This window comes from Citrobacter sp. Ca225 (genome assembly GCF_030337175.1).
GTDB lineage: Bacteria > Pseudomonadota > Gammaproteobacteria > Enterobacterales > Enterobacteriaceae > Citrobacter_A > Citrobacter_A amalonaticus.
The window spans coordinates 129,802-147,468 of sequence record NZ_JAOWCD010000099.1 but is presented as its reverse complement, the minus strand read 5'-3'; the positions used below and the strand labels follow the sequence as shown (position 1 = coordinate 147,468).

Genomic DNA, 17,667 nt, shown 5'->3' with positions numbered 1-17,667 from the left:
ACGCGTCTCCCTAATCCAGCCGACGTTTGGTTTTCAGCCACGTCAGACCAATAAACATCACCGCTGAGGCGATCAAAAACAGCACGTTGACCACCAGCACCACCGGGATATTACCGGCGAGAAACAGGCTTTGCAGGGTGCTGACGAAGTAGCGCGCCGGAATAATATAGGTCACCGCGCGGATCACCGCAGGCATACTGTCTATTTGAAAAATAAAGCCTGACAGCATAATCGACGGCAAAAAGGCGGCGTTAAGCGCCACCTGGGCGGCATTAAACTGGTTGCGGGTGATGGTGGAGATCAGAAGTCCCATCCCCAGCGTGCTGAGCAAAAACAGGCTGGTGATGAAAAACAGCAGCAGAAGCGATCCGCGATACGGGACGCCGAGAATAAACACCGACACCAGCATACACAGCAGCATCGCCAGCATGCCGAGGAAGTAGTAGGGGATGAGCTTGCACAGCAGCAGCTCTGCGCGCGTCACTTCCGTGGAGAGCAACGCTTCCATGGTCCCGCGTTCCCATTCGCGCGCCACCACCAGCGAGGTGAGGATCGCGCCGATCACCGTCATGATAATGGTCACTGCGCCCGGGATAATAAAATGCTGGCTGATTGCCGCCGGGTTAAACCAGTAGCGGGTTTGCACCTCAATCAGTGGTTCAAACGTTTCCCCGCGATCTTCCGCTCGCTGCATCTGCCAGATTTGCCAGATCCCTTCCACATAGCCCTGCACGAAGTTGGCGGTATTGGGTTCACTGCCGTCGGTGATTACCTGAATGGGTGCGGTGTCGTTGGCGCGCGCCATCTGCTGGGCGAAATCGACCGGAATGACCACCAGACCGCGAATACGTCCGGCCTGCATCTTTTCAATCAGCGCCTGGCGGTTATCGCTGATGGTGGCGTCGATGTACGGTGAGCCGGTCATCGCATGGGTAAAGTCCAGCGCCTCTTCGCTTTGCTGCTCAAGCAGGATCCCCACCCGCAACTTGCTGGAGTCAAGGTTAATGCCGTAGCCAAAAATAAACAGCAGCAGCAGTGGGATCACCACGGCGATCAGCCAGCTACTGGGATCGCGGACAATCTGCCGCGTCTCTTTGACGCACAGCGCCCGTACGCGACGCCAGGAGAGAAGGCGGTTACGCATTGGCATGCTCCTTATCCCAGTCGTTAATTAGCCGGATAAAAGCCTGCTCCATGGTCGGGTCCGGCGTGTCGTCATCGGCGGCCTGCGCTTTCAGATCGTCCGGCGTACCGCTGGCAATCAGTTTCCCGCGATAGACCAGTCCGATGCGGTCGCAGTATTCCGCTTCGTCCATAAAGTGGGTCGTCACCATCACCGTCACGCCTTTTTCCACCATGCTGTTGATATGCAGCCAGAACTCTCGGCGGGTGAGGGGATCGACACCAGAAGTGGGCTCGTCAAGAAACAGAATGTCCGGTTCATGCATCAGCGAACAGGCCAGCGCCAGACGCTGCTTAAAGCCCAGCGGCAGTTCGTCGGTGGCATGCGAAGCGATGCTCTTCAGACCAAACGCCTCGCTCATGCGGGCGATTTTTTCGTTCTGCGCGCGTCCCCGCAGACCATAAACGCCGGAGAAAAAGCGCAGGTTTTGCTCCACCGTCAGGTTGCCGTAGAGCGAGAACTTTTGCGCCATATAGCCAAGATGCTGGCGAGCTTTGCCGGAGCTGACCTTCAGATCCATGTCCAACACCAACGCTTTCCCGGACGTGGGCACCAGCAGGCCGCACATCATTTTAAAGGTTGTCGATTTTCCCGCGCCGTTGGGGCCCAGCAGGCCAAAAATTTCTCCGCGCTGGACGGCAAAATCAACGTGGTCAGTGGCGGCAAAATCGCCGAATTTCTTGGTCAGCGCTTTCGCTTCAATCACCGTTTCGCCTGGCGTTCCCTCTACGGTATGCAAAATGGCGCCCAGCGGCGATTCAGAGGTCGCGGCACCGCCCAGCAGATCGATAAACGCATCTTCGAAGCGTGGCGCAGTCTCGCTGATGTCGAGTTCCGGCATGTCGTTGCCATGGCGAATGTCGTCCGCTGTGGCCTCTTTTTTCAGGATCAGACGCACCGATTTCCCCTGAATCATGCCGTCGCTAACCTGCGGCAGTTTTAACGCCCGCTGGAGCAGTTTCCGGTTGTTTTCCTGCGGGCTGTGCATCAAAAAACTGCGTCCCGCCATGGTTTGTGTCAGTTGGGTCGGCTCCCCCTGATACAGCAGTTCGCCTTCGTTCATCAGCAGCACGTCCCGACACTGTTCGGCTTCATCCAGATAGGAGGTGCTCCACAGGATCAGCATCCCGTCTCCCGCCAGTTCGTGCACCATCTGCCACAGTTCGCGACGTGAGATGGGGTCGACGCCGACGCCAGGTTCATCCAGCAGCAGCACTTTGGGTTCGCCGACCAGCGTACAGGCCAGCCCCAGCTTCTGTTTCATCCCGCCGGACAGTTTTCCCGCCAGACGTCCGGTAAACGGGCCGAGTGAGGTAAATTCCAGCAGACGGGCAAAGGTTTTTTCCCGCACCTCGCCCGTCACGCTGCGTAAATCCGCGTACAGATTGAGGTTCTCCATTACAGTGAGATCCTCATACAGACCGAATTTCTGCGGCATGTAACCGAGCACAGCATGTAGCGCGCTGTCGTTTTTGATTGGATCAAAGCCAATCACCGTTGCGCTACCGCCATCCGGCTTCAGCAAGCCCGCCAGCATTCGCATCAGCGTGGTTTTCCCGGCGCCATCCGGCCCCACCAGACCGGTTACATACCCGGCGTGAATCGTACAATCGAGTGGGGCGACCGCCGGCTTTTCCAGTCCGGAAAAACGCTTAGTCACCCCGCTCAGCGTGATGACGGCGTCATTCATGTCCAGCCTCGTTGCCGAACTTCACCGTCACCGGCATGCCCTGGCGCAGCGCGTCGTCGGCATCGGTGACCACAATGCGCAGACGGTAAACCAGATCGGTACGCAGGTCCGGTGTCTCTACCGTTTTCGGCGTGAATTCTGCCGTCGGAGAGACAAAGCCGATTTTACCGTGATAAGGCTTGTCGGGACGTCCATCGGTATACAGCAGGATTTCGCGTCCCGGCTGTGCCTGAGAAAGATGACGTTCGTCGACGTAGGCGCGCACCCAGACTGGTCGGGTGAGAGAGAGCGTCAGCACGGTGCCTCCTGCGCTGAGCATGCTGCCAGGTTCGACCGCACGAGTTAGCAGCGTGCCGTTCGAGGGGGCGATAAGCGTGGTGTCATGGAGATCGAGTTCCGCCTGTGCCAACTGCGCTTGTGCCTGTTCAAGGCTGGCTTTCGCCTGGGCGATATCCTGTTCGCGATTACCGGAACGGTACTGATTCAGTTTGTCCTGCGCGGATTTCAACGTGGCCAGCGCCTGGTCGCGGGAAGAACGGGCGTTTTCCAGATCGTTAGCGGAAATAGTGCGGCTTTTCCACAATCCCTGCTGACGGTTGTAGAAATTCTGCGCGTAATCATAGGCAGCCTGGGCCTGTTTCACCGCTGCTGCCGCCTGCGCAATCTCTTCCTGACGATAGCCCGCCAGCATCAAATCGTACTGGGCCTGGGCGACGGAAACGCCTGCTTTTGCCTGCATCAGGGCGTTCTCATAGGGAGCATGATCCAGTTCACCCAGCACCTGTCCCGTTTTAATGGTATCCCCTTCATCCACCGCCAGCGACGCGAGTCGGCCTCCGACGCGAAAGCTGAGGTTAACGGTACGGATGTCCACGTTGCCGTAGAGCGTCAGTCCGTTATCCTGTCGGCTTTGATACCACCATGTACCACCCGCAATCACGGCGAGCAGTGCCGCAATCACCAGCCCGATAACGACAGGTTTTTTCATCACTCCAGACTCCTTTGCGATAACCCTTGCAGAATAAGATCGATATGACAGGTCACGGTCTGCGTAATCAGTGCAGTTTTTTCTTCATCAAACTGCGACCAGCCGGTACGTAACAAAATGGTTTCTTTACCAAGACGGAATGCCAGCACTTCGCCGAGCAGCGCGTGGGTATGCAGAATCATGCGCGTATCGCTGGCGTCGCAGCCGGTATACGCGGCGATAAGACGAGTGAGATGACTGTGCAGAGGCTCAATAACCTGCTCGTGCACCCGTTGATAAGCCGCGGTAGGGGAGAGCTGTTCACGCGAGATAAATTTGCTCAGATTGACGGTGTCCTCCTGGGTCAACAGCATGATCATGTTTTTGCAGGCACGCAGAATCAGCTCGCGCATGGCCGCACGGTCGGGATGGGGCTCGGCGAATAAGCGTTCGGCTTCTTCCGCGTGTGGCCGAAACTGCCCGCCAATAAAATCGGCAATCCACTGGGCGCAGGCGAGGTATAAATCCTCTTTTGAGCCAAAATAGTAGGTAATGGCGGCAATATTTTGTCCGGCCTGCGCGGCAATGTCGCGGGTGGTGGCATGCAGGCCATACTCGCCAAACTGTGCCAGTGCGGCGGCAATCAGCTGGCTTTTGGCCTGTTCACCTTTCGTGGTCATGGTGGGTGTATTCATCACGCGACCTAATTCTTAATCAATCGATTGATTAAGATTATGACTGAATATTCTCCTTGTCCAGTCTGGTCGTTTATTTTGTCTTTTCCAGTGACCGGGATAATTTATGCGGTGTGTCATAAAAACTGCTACACTCCGCCCCTTCATGACATTGTGGTTTTTGTCATTCCCAAATTGTATGCATCTCCCTGAAAACGACACCGGGAACGGTCGGGGCGGTTCGGAGTAGTTATGTCTTTTGATTCCCTGGGTTTAAATCCTGATATTCTGCGCGCCATTGCCGAGCAGGGTTACCGTGAACCTACCCCTATTCAGCAACAGGCGATCCCTGCCGTGCTGGAAGGTCGCGACCTGATGGCGAGTGCGCAGACCGGTACCGGTAAAACGGCGGGCTTTACGCTGCCGCTGTTACAGCACCTTATTACCAAACAGCCGCATGGCAAAGGGCGTCGCCCGGTGCGTGCGCTGATCCTGACGCCAACGCGTGAGCTGGCGGCGCAGATTGGTGAAAACGTCCGTGATTACAGCAAGTATCTGAACATTCGCTCGCTGGTGGTTTTTGGCGGCGTGAGTATTAACCCGCAGATGATGAAACTGCGCGGTGGCGTCGATGTGTTGGTGGCAACGCCGGGCCGCTTGCTGGACCTGGAACACCAGAACGCGGTGAAGCTGGACCAGATTGAGATTCTGGTGCTGGATGAAGCGGACCGTATGCTGGATATGGGCTTTATTCACGATATTCGCCGCGTGTTAGCGAAACTGCCGGCGAAGCGTCAGAACCTGCTGTTTTCCGCGACGTTCTCTGATGAGATCAAAGCGCTGGCCGAAAAGCTGTTGCATAACCCACTGGAAATTGAAGTGGCGCGTCGCAACACGGCGTCTGAGCAGGTGACGCAGCACGTCCATTTTGTCGATAAGAAACGCAAGCGCGAACTGTTGTCGCAGATGATCGGTCAGGGCAACTGGCAGCAGGTACTGGTCTTTACCCGCACCAAACACGGCGCCAATCACCTGGCGGAACAGCTCAACAAAGATGGTATCCGCAGCGCAGCGATCCACGGTAACAAGAGCCAGGGGGCGCGTACCCGTGCGTTGGCGGATTTCAAATCAGGCGATATCCGCGTGCTGGTGGCGACTGACATTGCGGCGCGTGGTCTGGACATCGAAGAACTGCCGCACGTGGTGAACTACGAGCTGCCGAACGTTCCGGAAGATTATGTGCATCGTATCGGTCGTACCGGTCGTGCTGCGGCGACGGGGGAAGCGCTGTCGCTGGTTTGTGTTGATGAACACAAACTGCTGCGTGACATTGAAAAACTGCTGAAAAAAGAGATCCCACGTATTACCACGCCGGGCTATGAGCCGGATCCCTCGATCAAAGCTGAGCCGATCCAGAATGGTCGTCAGCAGCGTAGCGGTGGTGGCGGTCGGGGCCGTGGTCAGGGACAAGGGCAGGGCGCAGGTCGTGCTCAGCAGCCGCGTCGTCAGGACGGTGGCGCGTCGAAGGGCAAACCCCGTAGCGCAGAAGGCAAACCGGCTGGCGAAAAGCCACGTCCACCGCGTCGCCCGCGCAGAATTACACCCGTACAGTAAGGGGGTCAGGAAGGCCTGATACTCTGAGAAATGTTACGTTCACTTTGTATTCAGTGATTCTCTGAAACCGCAGTACACGTGAACGTGCAAGGGAGGCTCACCGCCGCCTCCCTTGCAACCCTGGCTCCCGGCAAGGAAAATCGCCACTTCGTGGTTCATTCGTCTTATGCCGTCTGCCTGTCGGGTCGGGGTCGAGCCTGCATCCATGCAGGCCGTCCCCTCCGCCCGCTTCCCTGCGGGCGGCCCCGGTCAGCCGCCAACGCCTCATCGATTTTCACGCCGGACCAATGCCATCGCTTCAATTCTCTGCCTTTCAGCTAAATTCACTTCGCTGTAAAAAAAAGCAAACCGTGGAGATGGTCAGGTATGGATAGGTCCGGCTGAAAATTGCCGACGCGTTTCCGTAAGGCCGGGAGAACCCGCAGGGATGCGGGTTCAGGGCGCGCGAAGCAGGGATGCTGAGTCGTGCCCGGCCCGGTAGCCTGAAGGAATAAGCGGAGGGTATCGCGAAGCGACAATTTTCCAGCCGGGAGCCAGGATTGTTAAGGAGGCGGCGACGAGCCTCCTTAACCCGTTCACAGGTACTGGTGTACCAGATTGGCTGCGAACATGAGGTGAACGGTACTCGTCCCACAGGGGCATATGCTTCTCAAAGCGTATACGCCCCCTCACTCCCCCGCATTCTGCGATTTCAACACAATAGAACAGGTATACCGTCCCGCCGGGTGAATTGAAATCGTGGTCTCGAACACTTTCCCGTCACGATCCCGATAGCGCCGTACGATGCGCATCCCCGGAGAGTCGGGCTCGACATTCAGTATCTTGGCGATTTTCTTCGGTACGCCAACGGCGGTGATCGTCTGATGCACTTCGTGACTCTTAATTCCGTAGTGCGTTTCGATCAGATCGCTAATCAGCGAGTGCGGATCGTCGCGGATGAACGCGCGTAGCCTGGAATAATCGGTGCTGGCGTAACTGTCCGTCCAGCAAATAGGCGCATCCGGGTTTTGCGCATCCTCACGAATACTGGCGATATGTAGCCAGCGTGAACCGGGCGGGCAATCTATCAGTTGGGAAAGCTCAATATCCGCTACAATCTCATCGATCTTCTTAATCACCCGCAGGTTGTTTTTCGCCAACAGCAGCAGATCTTCCAGATGTGACAACGGATGGTTAACCCCGCTCGCCTGCGGTTCGCATACGCGCGTGCCAGCGCCTTTACGTCGCGAAATCAACCCCTGTTCCGTTAATTCCCTCAGCGCTTCGCGCATGGTGTGACGACTCACTTGCCAGGTTTCGCACAGTTCCATTTCTGTCGGAAACAGTGAACCGGGTGGGTAAGTTCCCGTCGAGATTTGATGAGCCAGTTCACGGGCTATCCGTTTGTACAGAGATTCTTTCATCGCAGTTTCGTCAAATAATTAATGATCACAGTCACAAAAATGGGTACGGGCTATTCCATACATTCGTCATGATTATTATAAATGTCCGTACATTATAAATGTACGGACATTTACGTATGTTCGGACATTTTTGTTGTCCCGATTGCGTCGTAAACCGGGTCAGACGCTCATCTTATCATTATCAGATTGAACCGGGGGATTTATGGCTTCGAATGTAATGGATTCTGTTTTATTTAGAGATTCTTTTGGTACACCCGCAATGCGCGCCGTGTTTGATGACTACGAACTTATTCGCAAGTATGTCGAAGTGGAGGTGGCGCTCGCCAAAGCGCAGGCGCGTTGCGGAGTGATCCCGGAAGCGGCAGCCAAAGAGATCGCTGAGAAGTGCAATGCCGATACGCTGGATTTCGATTTGTTACGTCATGAGACGGAAATCGTCGGTTATCCGATCCTGCCGCTTGTGCACCAGATTTCAAAGCAGGCCGGAGAGTCTGGCGGCTATGTGCACTGGGGAGCGACGACGCAGGACATCATGGACACGGCGGTGGTACTGCAAATCCGTGATGCCTTTGAACTGATCGAGGCGGACATGAACCGGTTACGTGCAACGCTGGCTGACCTGGCGCTGCGCTATCGGGATACGCCAATGGCCGGTCGCACCCATTTACAGCAGGCGCTACCGGTGACGTTTGGTTATAAAGCCGCTATCTGGCTGGACATGTTTGAACGCCACGCCGAACGTTTGCAACAGGCGCGTCCGCGAGTGTTGGTCGGTGAATTTGCCGGGGCCGCCGGAACGCTGGCATCGCTGGGCGACAAAGGATTGCCGGTACAAAAAGCGCTGATGGAAGAGTTAGGTCTTAACGTCCCGACCTCCACCTGGCACGTAGCGCGCGACGGCTTCGCAGAGGCGGTGAACCTGCTGGCGGTCATCACCGGTTCGCTAGGGAAGATTGCTTATGACGTGATGCTGATGGCATCGAACGAGTTTGGCGAACTGTATGAACCGTTCGTTAAAGGCCGTGGTGCCAGCAGCACTATGCCGCAAAAACGCAATCCTATCTCCAGCGAACTGATGCTGGCCTGTGCAAAAGGCGTTCGTCAACAGGCCGGGCTGATGTTGGATGCGATGGTTCAGGATCTGGAACGCGCCACCGGACCGTGGCACGCGGAGTGGATTGCGATCCCGGAAAGTTTCGTCCTGAGCGCAGGGGCGCTGCATCAGGCCAACTTTATGCTGGCAGGACTGGAGGTCGATGAAGCCGCGATGACGCGCAATCTGGGAATGACCAATGGATTGATTGTGGCAGAAGCCGTGATGATGGGGCTGGCTCCATACATCGGCCGCCAGGATGCTCACGATGTGGTGTATGACGCCTGTCGCATCGTTAATGAGAAGGGCGGTCACTTGGCCGACGTACTGAACGCCATGCCGACAGTGGCACAACGACTGGATCCGCAACTGATTAACCAACTGACCGATCCGGCAAATTATCTGGGAATGGCGCCGGAAATGGTCGATCAGGTGCTGGCCAAATATCAGTCACGGAAATGAACATGATTGTGCTAACGCAATAAGGATAGCGCTATGTCTACGAATTTTGTCATGGGCAAGAAACTTCTCTCATTTCTGATCCCGCTGGTAATCGGTGCCGTCATTTGGTTTATTCCCGTTCCTGAAGGGTTAACCCCGGCGGCCTGGCATATGTTTGCGATTTTTGCCGCCACCATTGCGGCAATCCTGACCCAGCCGCTCCCTTCGGGGGCGGTTATGCTGATTGCGCTTTGCGTGGTGATCTTCAGCAAAACGTTGACTGAGGCGAAGGCACTGTCAGGCTTTGCCTCTGGCACGGTATGGTTGATTTTCTGCGCCTACGTGCTCTCGCTGGGGTTTGTGACCTCCGGACTGGGAAAACGTATTGCCTATAAAATGCTGTCGCTGTTTGGCGGAAGCAGTCTGGGAATTGCCTATTCGCTCGGTGTTTCTGACCTGATTATGGCCCCGGCGATGCCGTCGGTGACGGCGCGGTCTGGCGGGATTATTTTCCCGATCGCTCGCTCAATCAACGACGTACTCGGTTCGGCGCCTGGCGCGACTGGCAAGCGGATTGGCGATTTCTTGACGATGGTTTGCTTTCAGTTTACGCCGATCACCGGGGCGATATTTTTAACCGGTATGGCGGCGAACCCGCTGGTGGCAAGCCTGGCAAAATCCACGCTGGGTCTGGAGATCACCTGGGGCGGCTGGTTTATTTCTGCCGTCGTTCCAGCGATGGTCTGTTTTTGCCTGATGCCGCTGCTGGTCTACAAGCTGCTGGATCCGGAACTGAAGCATACACCGGAAGCCAAAGCGATGGGCAAACAGTCGCTGGGCGAACTGGGTGTCATGAGCAGTAATGAGAAAAAAGTGGCCGTAGGGTTTGTGCTGGCGCTTGTCGGCTGGGGAACCAGTCTGATTACCGGGATCTCGGCGACATCGGTCGGGCTGGGGCTAGCCGCTTATTTGTTTGCGACCGGGGCCGTCAGTTGGAAAAGTCTCCTCAATGACCATGCGGCGTGGGACACGGTGATCTGGTTCAGCGTGATCATCAGCCTGGCGACGGGTCTGGCGGATCTGGGATTCATCAAATGGATGACGGTGAAGTTGGGTAGCGGGATTCAGGGATTCGGTGCGATGGAAGCATTCATTGTGCTCGGTGTCTTGTACATCTACGTCCATTACCTGTTTGCTACCGCCACGGGGCACGTTGCCGCGTTGTACGCACCATTTGCCGCCACGGCGATTGCAGCCGGCGCACCGCCGATGATGGTGGCTATCTGCTTCGGTATCTTCAGTAACCTGATGTGGGGGAACACCGAGTACGGCGGAGGACCCGGCCCTATCTACTTTGCGCAAGGTTATTTTGAGCGACCACGGTTTTACCGAATCAACCTGTGCGTGGTGACCTTCAACGTCATTATCATTTTCGCGGTTGGCATGCTGTGGTGGAAGCTGCTGGGTTACTATTAAGTCACAGCGCAGTTGCCTGATGGCGCTGCGCTTATCAGGCCTACAAGCACATTTTTAATACGTGATATAAGAGGAGCTTTTAAAGACTTTTTACTGAAAATAAGAAAGACATTATTAATCAGCATGCAAATAAAAGCATAGGCAAAAAACATTATGATAGATACGATTATATCATTGAAACGCGTGAGGTAACATAAAAATGGGAGAAAACAATACAAATTTTGCAAACAAATGACAGTGTAACTGAGATTAGGTCGATAATTTAAAGGAACAAGAGCATTGACTCACTGAATAAATAAATTATTCTCTTCACATTCACATTCACATTCACATTCACATTCACATTCACATTCACATTCACATTCACATTCACATTCACATTCACATTCACATTCACATTCACATTCACATTCACATTCACATCCTGAATCTTCAGTGTGAGGATTCAGGATTTTTGTTGGAATTTGCAAGTGACATCACAATAAAAGCAATAAAAATAGTCTGATATTAAACTTTGCCATTTAATGCGAGGAACTTAATTATGAGAACCTTTAATAAGCGCTCTGAAGGGTTTTTATTAGCACCAGGAGATCGAACGAGTTGTGGTGGTTATATATTAAAGAGTAAAGAATACTATATGCTTGATGACATGGAAATAGTATATGAAATGGATGAATATATATGCGGGATGAATGGCCAAAAATATGAGATTAAAGGTGGTGTACCTAAAGGCTCATGGATTGAAAGAGGGGAAAATTTATTTCGTCGGACTAACGCAAGTTCCTGGGATAGTAGTATAGATTCGGAAGGGCGAAAAGTAGAACCTCCATCAGTATCGATAAAGCGGCTCAATGAGGAAAAATTTTTGTACCGGAGAAACCCCGATTCTCTTCGGAATTTTGAAAACGGATTTGGCTTTGAACATAACAGATTTCTCGGAAGAGCGGGGGGAACGATAAACCTTAAGAAAAAAATAATTGTTAATGATGAAAAAGAAGATGGTTTTTCACATCGAACATCTGGTTTCCCATTCCGAACCAGAATAAGTCATGAATTATATAATCATTACTTAACAATGGGGCATGATATGTCTCAATACGAGACAGAAATTATATGTTTACTAGCTGGTTCAGCGCATAGCAGAGGTACATGTTCTTGCCATTGTCGATTTATTCCCCATTTAAATATTACATACAGATATGATAATTATATTTTAGCAAGTTATGAATCAGCAAACAGGTCTCAAAATTCCACGCCTCTGGCTCCCGCAACAAGAAAAATTTCAGAGTCGAGACAATCAGTTGAACCGGGCTTTTGCGTAGTACCAGAATTGACGACACCCAAATCATATGAATATGAGTTAATGGTTAATCCACCATCTGGAGTAAAAGAGTTATATCATCAGTTGAATCCAGAAAAAAAGAAAAAGCCCGGTTCAATCTTAGTTGTTGCTGACCCACTATCCAGGTCACCTGAAAAAATTGCGCAAGTACAAACAGCAAGGGATAAAATTGATAAAGCACTTGAACCGCTGACTAATGAGGAAGCTAAATTACTCTATGAAAACAGAACCTCAATAGATATATTCTCATCTAATTTATATAGCGATGCTTTAGGACAAAGCGGAGATATCTTAGGTTACATAAAGGATGCTGGTGGGGGGTATTATGAAGAAATAAATAAAATACTAAACGAAATTCAGGAACTTTATAAAAAAACATATAGCCAAAATTCTGGCCGGATTTCTGGAGAGGAATTTTTTGGTCAGCGAGAAAGGTTATTTAAAAAGTTAGATGGTATTTTGAATAAATTTTCAAAAGAACAATTGAATTTAAAACAATACGAACAAATAAAACAAACATTGGGTTTATCCACAAAATCCATTATGCATAAGTGGGATCAAACAGGGGTGAAAGATATTGAAGGTTATGCAAACTATATAGAAAAATCTGCCAAGCTGATGAAAATAATGAGAACAACAGGCTTTATTGGTATTGGCCTTGACTTTGCCAGCTATACAACAAATGTGTATGACGCTTGCGCGAAAGGGCGAGAAAGCGAATGTAGAAAAGCAGCGATAATGGAGTATAGTAAATTCGGCTACAAACAAACTGCAAGTATTGCTGGTGGTGCTGTCGGGGGCATTATGGGGAGGGCAGCGTGTACGTGGGTTCTGGGATTGATTACATCAGAAGCTGGAGGTACTGGAGCGGCTTTATGTTTGGCTACCGGCATTGCTTCAAGTATTGCTGGCGGAAAAGTTATGGAAAAAGTAGGTGAAAAATTGGGTGAGGGGTTTGGCGGAATGGTGATTGGCGACATTGATAATCAAGGGTTTAAACAACATGGTCCAGATTCATTTACTGAAGAAGCAGGCATTCTAATATATGAAAAAGTATTTAGCAGATAATTTAAGTACTATTAACATGAGTCTTGGCACAATGCTAGTCATTTTAATGTTAATTTTAATATTTATGTCTTATGTCATAAACGATGAAAAATATAAAAAAATAGTAATTTTATATGAAGGGGAATTTGGTTGTCTTCCTATCACTGCAAATTTGGCGAGAACTGCAAGTTTAATTGGTACTCCCGGTATGTACTTTGCAAAAATAGATTTCATTATGTCTAGTCTAATATTCCCCTACAATAAGATTTTTAATAACAACATGAGCATTGAAGGATATCATTTTATTCGGGCCTTACCAAGTGAATTAACTACTAGTTTTAAAATTGAAGCGGCATTTTGGTTTATTGAAATTATTGTTGTATTCAGTTTGGTAATTCTTTATTTTATATTCTAGCTTGTTGAAATATAAAGGGACTCTATCTGAGTCCCTTTATAAATTTTTTTCAATGCCCCACATATCTGATCAACAATCCAGCCATATGTAGCCGCAGGTAATAATCCACTCACAAAAACATTTGGGTTTATTTTAGGGTCTGCAACTGGCGAGTGTGACCTGTTACCTCAAATCACAATAACCATATGATTAATCGGGTCGATAGAGGTCATCGTTCCGGTCCAGCCTGTATGACCATACGTTTCAGAGCTGGCTAACACATCAAACGTTGGCGTCATCGATGCGTTACTATTCGCACGCCACCCCAGTCCAGACGCAACGTCTTCTGACGAACTGCGAGTAAACTTCCTGACGGTTGCCTTATCGAACAGCTTAACGTTGCCATAGCCGCCGCCGTTAGGCATAACCTGCATTAGCACCGCCATATCGCTTGTATCAGAGAACAATCCAGCGTGGCCTGATACAACGCCCCTTGAGTACCAGGCTTATTCATCATATTGATCTAACGGCATTGCGAAGCGCCTTCCAGAAGCGGCAAAAAAGATACGTTCCAGGTCTGAAATGTGCCACAATAGTGGCTGTTTATACAGTGTTTCAGGTTTTCTCATGGCATTAACCGCTGCGCTTAAAGCGCAAATCGCCGTCTGGTATAAGGCGCTTCAGGAACAGATCCCCGACTTTATCCCCCGTGCGCCGCAGCGGCAGATGATTGCCGATGTCGCGAAAACGCTGACCGGAGAAGAAGGGCGTCATCTGGCGATAGAGGCGCCTACCGGAGTGGGGAAAACCCTGTCCTATCTCATTCCCGGCATTGCCATTGCACGGGAAGAGCAAAAAACGCTGGTGGTTAGCACCGCCAACGTGGCGTTGCAGGATCAGATCTACAGTAAAGATCTGCCGTTACTGCGCAAAATTATTCCCGATCTTCGCTTTACCGCCGCGTTTGGACGCGGGCGCTATGTGTGTCCGCGAAATCTGACGGCGCTGGCCAGTACTGAACCCACGCAACAGGATCTGCTCGCCTTTCTTGACGATGAACTCACGCCGAACAACCAGGAAGAACAGAAGCGCTGCGCAAAGTTAAAAGGCGACCTCGACAGCTACAAGTGGGACGGCCTGCGCGATCATACGGATATCGCCATTGACGACGACCTCTGGCGACGACTGAGTACCGATAAAGCCAGTTGCCTGAACCGCAACTGCCACTACTACCGCGAGTGCCCGTTTTTTGTCGCCCGTCGCGAGATTCAGGAAGCGGAAGTGGTGGTGGCAAACCATGCGCTGGTGATGGCGGCGATGGAAAGCGAAGCGGTGTTACCGGACCCGAAAAACCTGCTGCTGGTTCTGGATGAAGGCCATCACCTGCCGGATGTCGCCCGCGATGCGCTGGAAATGAGCGCGGAAATTACCGCCTCCTGGTATCGCCTGCAACTGGATCTGTTCAGCAAACTGGTGGCGACTTGCATGGAGCAGTTTCGCCCCAAGACCACGCCGCCGCTGGCGAATCCGGAGCGTCTGAACGCCCATTGCGAAGAGCTGTATGAACTTATCGCGTCACTTAATCACATTCTCAGTTTGTACATGCCTGCCGGGCAGGAAGCGGAACATCGCTTTGCGATGGGGGAACTGCCGGATGAAGTGATGGAGATTTGCCAGCGTCTGGCGAAGCTCACCGAAACGCTGCGCGGTCTGGCGGAGCTGTTTTTGAATGATCTCAGCGAGAAAACCGGCAGCCATGACGTTGTGCGTTTGCATCGGGCTATTTTGCAGATGAACCGGGCGCTGGGGATGTTTGAAGCGCAAAGCAAACTGTGGCGACTGGCCTCGCTGGCCCAGTCATCCGGCGCACCGGTGTCGAAATGGACGACGCGCGAGGTGCGCGACGGGCAACCCCACGTCTGGTTTCACTGCGTGGGGATCCGCGTGAGCGATCAACTCGAGCGATTACTCTGGCGCAGTGTGCCGCATATCATCGTCACCTCCGCCACGCTGCGTTCGCTTAATAGTTTTTCGCGTCTGCAGGAGATGAGCGGCCTGAAGGAAAAAGCCGGAGACCGCTTCGTCGCGCTCGATTCGCCGTTTAACCATGTCGAACAGGGTAAAATTATTATTCCGCAGATGCGCTATGAACCGTTGATCGACAACGAAGAACAGCATATTGCGGAGATGGCGGCTTATTTCCGCGAACAGCTGGAAAGTAAAAAACATTCCGGCATGCTGGTGCTATTTGCCAGTGGGCGAGCGATGCAGCGCTTTCTGGAATACGTCAGCGATCTGCGCTTGTTGTTGTTGGTCCAGGGTGACCAGCCGCGCTACCGGCTGGTGGAACTGCACCGTAAGCGGGTGGAAAACGGCGAGCGTAGCGTGCTGGTGGGGCTGCAATCCTTCGCCGAAGGACTGGACCTGAAAGGCGATTTACTCAGTCAGGTGCATATCCACAAAATTGCTTTTCCCCCCATCGACAGCCCGGTGGTGATCACCGAAGGCGAGTGGCTTAAAAGTCTCAATCGCTATCCGTTCGAAGTGCAGAGTTTGCCCGCCGCCTCGTTTAATCTAATCCAGCAGGTGGGACGCTTGATCCGTAGCCACGGGTGTTGGGGAGAAGTGGTAATTTATGATAAGCGTCTGTTGACCAAAAATTATGGCAAGCGTTTACTGGAGGCATTACCTGTTTTTCCCATAGAACGACCCGCAGTGCCAGACGTTATCGTTAAGGCAAAAGAAAAAGCGAAACCCACGCGCCGTCGGCGTAAATAACGTGAGTGTGAGGCAAGGAGTTTTCGATGGATTACCGCAACATAATTAAAGAGATCGGCCGGGGGAAAAACCACGCCCGCGATCTGGATCAGGACACCGCGCGAGGGCTTTATACCCACATGCTCAACGGCGACGTGCCGGAACTGGAAATGGGCGGCGTGCTGATTGCATTGCGTATCAAAGGGGAAGGTGAAGCCGAAATGCTGGGCTTTTATGAGGCGATGCAAAACCATTCCATTAAGCTTACCCCGCCGGTTGCGAAGCCGATGCCGATCGTTATCCCCAGCTATAACGGCGCGCGTAAACAGGCGAACCTGACGCCGCTGCTGGCGATTTTATTGCACAAGTTGGGTTTTCCGGTCGTCGTGCATGGGGTGAGCGAAGATCCGACCCGCGTGCTGACAGAGACCATTTTCGAACTGATGGGAATTGCGCCGACGCGTCATGCCGGACAGGCACAGGCGAAACTGGATGGACATCAGCCAGTCTTTATTCCGGTGAGTACGCTCTGCCCGCCGCTGGAAAAACAGCTGGCAATGCGCTGGCGACTGGGTGTGCGCAACAGCGCACATACGCTGGCGAAGTTAGCGACACCGTTTGCCGAAGACGCCGCGCTGCGTCTTGCCAGCGTGTCGCATCCGGAATATGTGCCGCGCGTCGCGAAATTCTTTAGTGATATTGGTGGGCGTGGGTTGTTGATGCACGGAACCGAAGGTGAGGTTTACGCCAATCCGCAACGCTGCCCGCAGATTAGCCTGATTGATAGCACTGGCACCCGGGTGTTACAGAGCCGACAAAGTGAAATGCCAGACGAACCTGTACCGCTGCCCGCGGCAAAGGATCCTGAGACGACCGCGCGCTGGATTGAACGCTGCCTGGCGGGAAGTGAGCCGGTACCCGCATCGTTGAAAATCCAGATGGCCTGTTGCCTGGTGGCAACGGGTGAGGTGGCAACACTCGAGCAAGGACTGGCGCGAGTCAACGACAGTTTTTAGCGCGACAGATAAAAAAGCCCGTCCAGTGGCGGACGGGCAAACAAGGGTAATTCAGGTTCAATGAGGGTTGGAGCAGGGTGTCTGTTGGCAGCAGACGGGGTAAAACTTATTTGTAGATAACAGCAGTACCGCTCATTTTGTTGTTGTTGTTGGCGGATGTGATGCTGTAACCGCTTGCGCCGGCAGCAGCGGCTTTCTCAGCCAGTTTTGCTTCCAGGCCGTCCAGCGTGGTTGCGCCTTCTGCAGAAACCACACCGATTTTATTCATGCTTTGCGCCTGAGCAGCCGTAACAGGTTCGGCAGCGAAAACGCCAAAAGACAGAGTAGACAGGGCAACAGCGGCAACAGCATATTTGATAGTTTTCATTGTTAATCTCTCGCAGGTTATTTATTAAGGAAGACGATGTTCCGTCGATGTGATGAGTATCACGCTTTTTTTCGAGAGATAAAATCGAAGAGAATTGACAGCATTAATCAAAAAAATTGAATGACAAATAACTTATTGATTATTAATTAATTCACGAGATGAATTTACGGTTCTACGCAGTTCACTTTACAGTTGAGGGATGA

13 protein-coding genes and 1 pseudogene are annotated in these 17,667 nt (G+C 52.2%); 7 read left to right on the top strand and 7 right to left on the bottom strand.

Features of this window, described 5'->3' with window-relative positions:
* Positions 1-10: 10 nt before the first annotated feature.
* The 4 genes from OGW13_RS19430 to cecR are packed head-to-tail and all read right to left on the bottom strand — an operon-like array spanning position 11 to position 4,535.
* Complete coding sequence (locus OGW13_RS19430) at positions 11-1,144, bottom strand: ABC transporter permease (protein WP_043001291.1); 1,134 nt, start codon at positions 1,142-1,144, stop codon at positions 11-13.
* The gene (locus tag OGW13_RS19425) at positions 1,137-2,873 is read right to left on the bottom strand and encodes an ATP-binding cassette domain-containing protein (protein WP_287116396.1); all 1,737 of its coding nucleotides are present in this window, start codon (positions 2,871-2,873) and stop codon (positions 1,137-1,139) included. The genes OGW13_RS19430 and OGW13_RS19425 overlap by 8 nt, the downstream gene beginning before the upstream one ends.
* On the bottom strand, positions 2,866-3,861 hold the full coding sequence (gene hlyD, locus OGW13_RS19420) for a secretion protein HlyD (protein WP_156595509.1): 996 nt from the start codon (positions 3,859-3,861) through the stop codon (positions 2,866-2,868). The genes OGW13_RS19425 and hlyD overlap by 8 nt, the downstream gene beginning before the upstream one ends.
* Entirely contained in the window at positions 3,861-4,535 is a 675-nt protein-coding gene (cecR, locus tag OGW13_RS19415) for a transcriptional regulator CecR (protein ID WP_054176175.1), read from the bottom strand. The genes hlyD and cecR overlap by 1 nt, the downstream gene beginning before the upstream one ends.
* 231 nt (positions 4,536-4,766) lie before the next feature.
* On the opposite strand from cecR, the gene rhlE reads away from it, so the two are divergent.
* Positions 4,767-6,128 carry an ATP-dependent RNA helicase RhlE gene (rhlE, locus tag OGW13_RS19410; RefSeq protein WP_044327529.1) on the top strand — a complete coding sequence of 454 codons (1,362 nt, stop codon included), beginning with the start codon at positions 4,767-4,769 and terminating at the stop codon, positions 6,126-6,128.
* A 668-nt stretch (positions 6,129-6,796) separates the two neighbouring features.
* On the opposite strand, the gene OGW13_RS19405 is transcribed toward rhlE, so the two are convergent.
* Positions 6,797-7,531 carry a GntR family transcriptional regulator gene (locus OGW13_RS19405; protein WP_044256426.1) on the bottom strand — a complete coding sequence of 245 codons (735 nt, stop codon included), beginning with the start codon at positions 7,529-7,531 and terminating at the stop codon, positions 6,797-6,799.
* Between the two features lie 202 nt (positions 7,532-7,733).
* On the opposite strand from OGW13_RS19405, the gene pcaB reads away from it, so the two are divergent.
* The 4 genes from pcaB to OGW13_RS19385 all read left to right on the top strand — a co-directional run bounded on the left by pcaB (position 7,734) and on the right by OGW13_RS19385 (position 13,345).
* Positions 7,734-9,086 (top strand): 3-carboxy-cis,cis-muconate cycloisomerase, encoded by a 1,353-nt coding sequence (gene pcaB, locus OGW13_RS19400; RefSeq protein ID WP_090048654.1) that lies wholly within the window; start codon positions 7,734-7,736, stop codon positions 9,084-9,086.
* Positions 9,087-9,119: 33 nt separating this feature from the next.
* A complete protein-coding gene (locus OGW13_RS19395; protein WP_044256423.1) occupies positions 9,120-10,541 on the top strand; it encodes a DASS family sodium-coupled anion symporter in 1,422 nt (473 codons plus the stop codon).
* Between the two features lie 541 nt (positions 10,542-11,082).
* On the top strand, positions 11,083-12,951 hold the full coding sequence (locus tag OGW13_RS19390; protein ID WP_287116395.1) for a hypothetical protein: 1,869 nt from the start codon (positions 11,083-11,085) through the stop codon (positions 12,949-12,951).
* Positions 12,929-13,345, top strand: coding sequence for a hypothetical protein (locus OGW13_RS19385; protein ID WP_090048651.1), 417 nt, complete (start codon positions 12,929-12,931; stop codon positions 13,343-13,345). The genes OGW13_RS19390 and OGW13_RS19385 overlap by 23 nt, the downstream gene beginning before the upstream one ends.
* Here OGW13_RS19385 and OGW13_RS19380 read toward each other — a convergent pair.
* A pseudogene (locus tag OGW13_RS19380) lies at positions 13,342-13,830 on the bottom strand (serine hydrolase); the annotation flags it as partial. The gene OGW13_RS19385 and the pseudogene OGW13_RS19380 sit on opposite strands and share 4 nt — an antisense overlap.
* Before the next feature lie 121 nt (positions 13,831-13,951).
* Between OGW13_RS19380 and dinG the strand changes: the two are divergent.
* Both dinG and ybiB read left to right on the top strand, forming a co-directional pair.
* Positions 13,952-16,102 (top strand): ATP-dependent DNA helicase DinG, encoded by a 2,151-nt coding sequence (gene dinG, locus OGW13_RS19375; RefSeq protein WP_222167909.1) that lies wholly within the window; start codon positions 13,952-13,954, stop codon positions 16,100-16,102.
* 26 nt (positions 16,103-16,128) lie between these two features.
* Positions 16,129-17,097: a DNA-binding protein YbiB gene (ybiB, locus tag OGW13_RS19370; RefSeq protein WP_222167910.1), complete on the top strand. Its 969-nt coding sequence runs from the start codon at positions 16,129-16,131 to the stop codon at positions 17,095-17,097.
* Between the two features lie 106 nt (positions 17,098-17,203).
* On the opposite strand, the gene ybiJ is transcribed toward ybiB, so the two are convergent.
* On the bottom strand, positions 17,204-17,464 hold the full coding sequence (gene ybiJ / locus OGW13_RS19365; protein WP_043001280.1) for a DUF1471 family protein YbiJ: 261 nt from the start codon (positions 17,462-17,464) through the stop codon (positions 17,204-17,206).
* Positions 17,465-17,667: the final 203 nt, after the last annotated feature.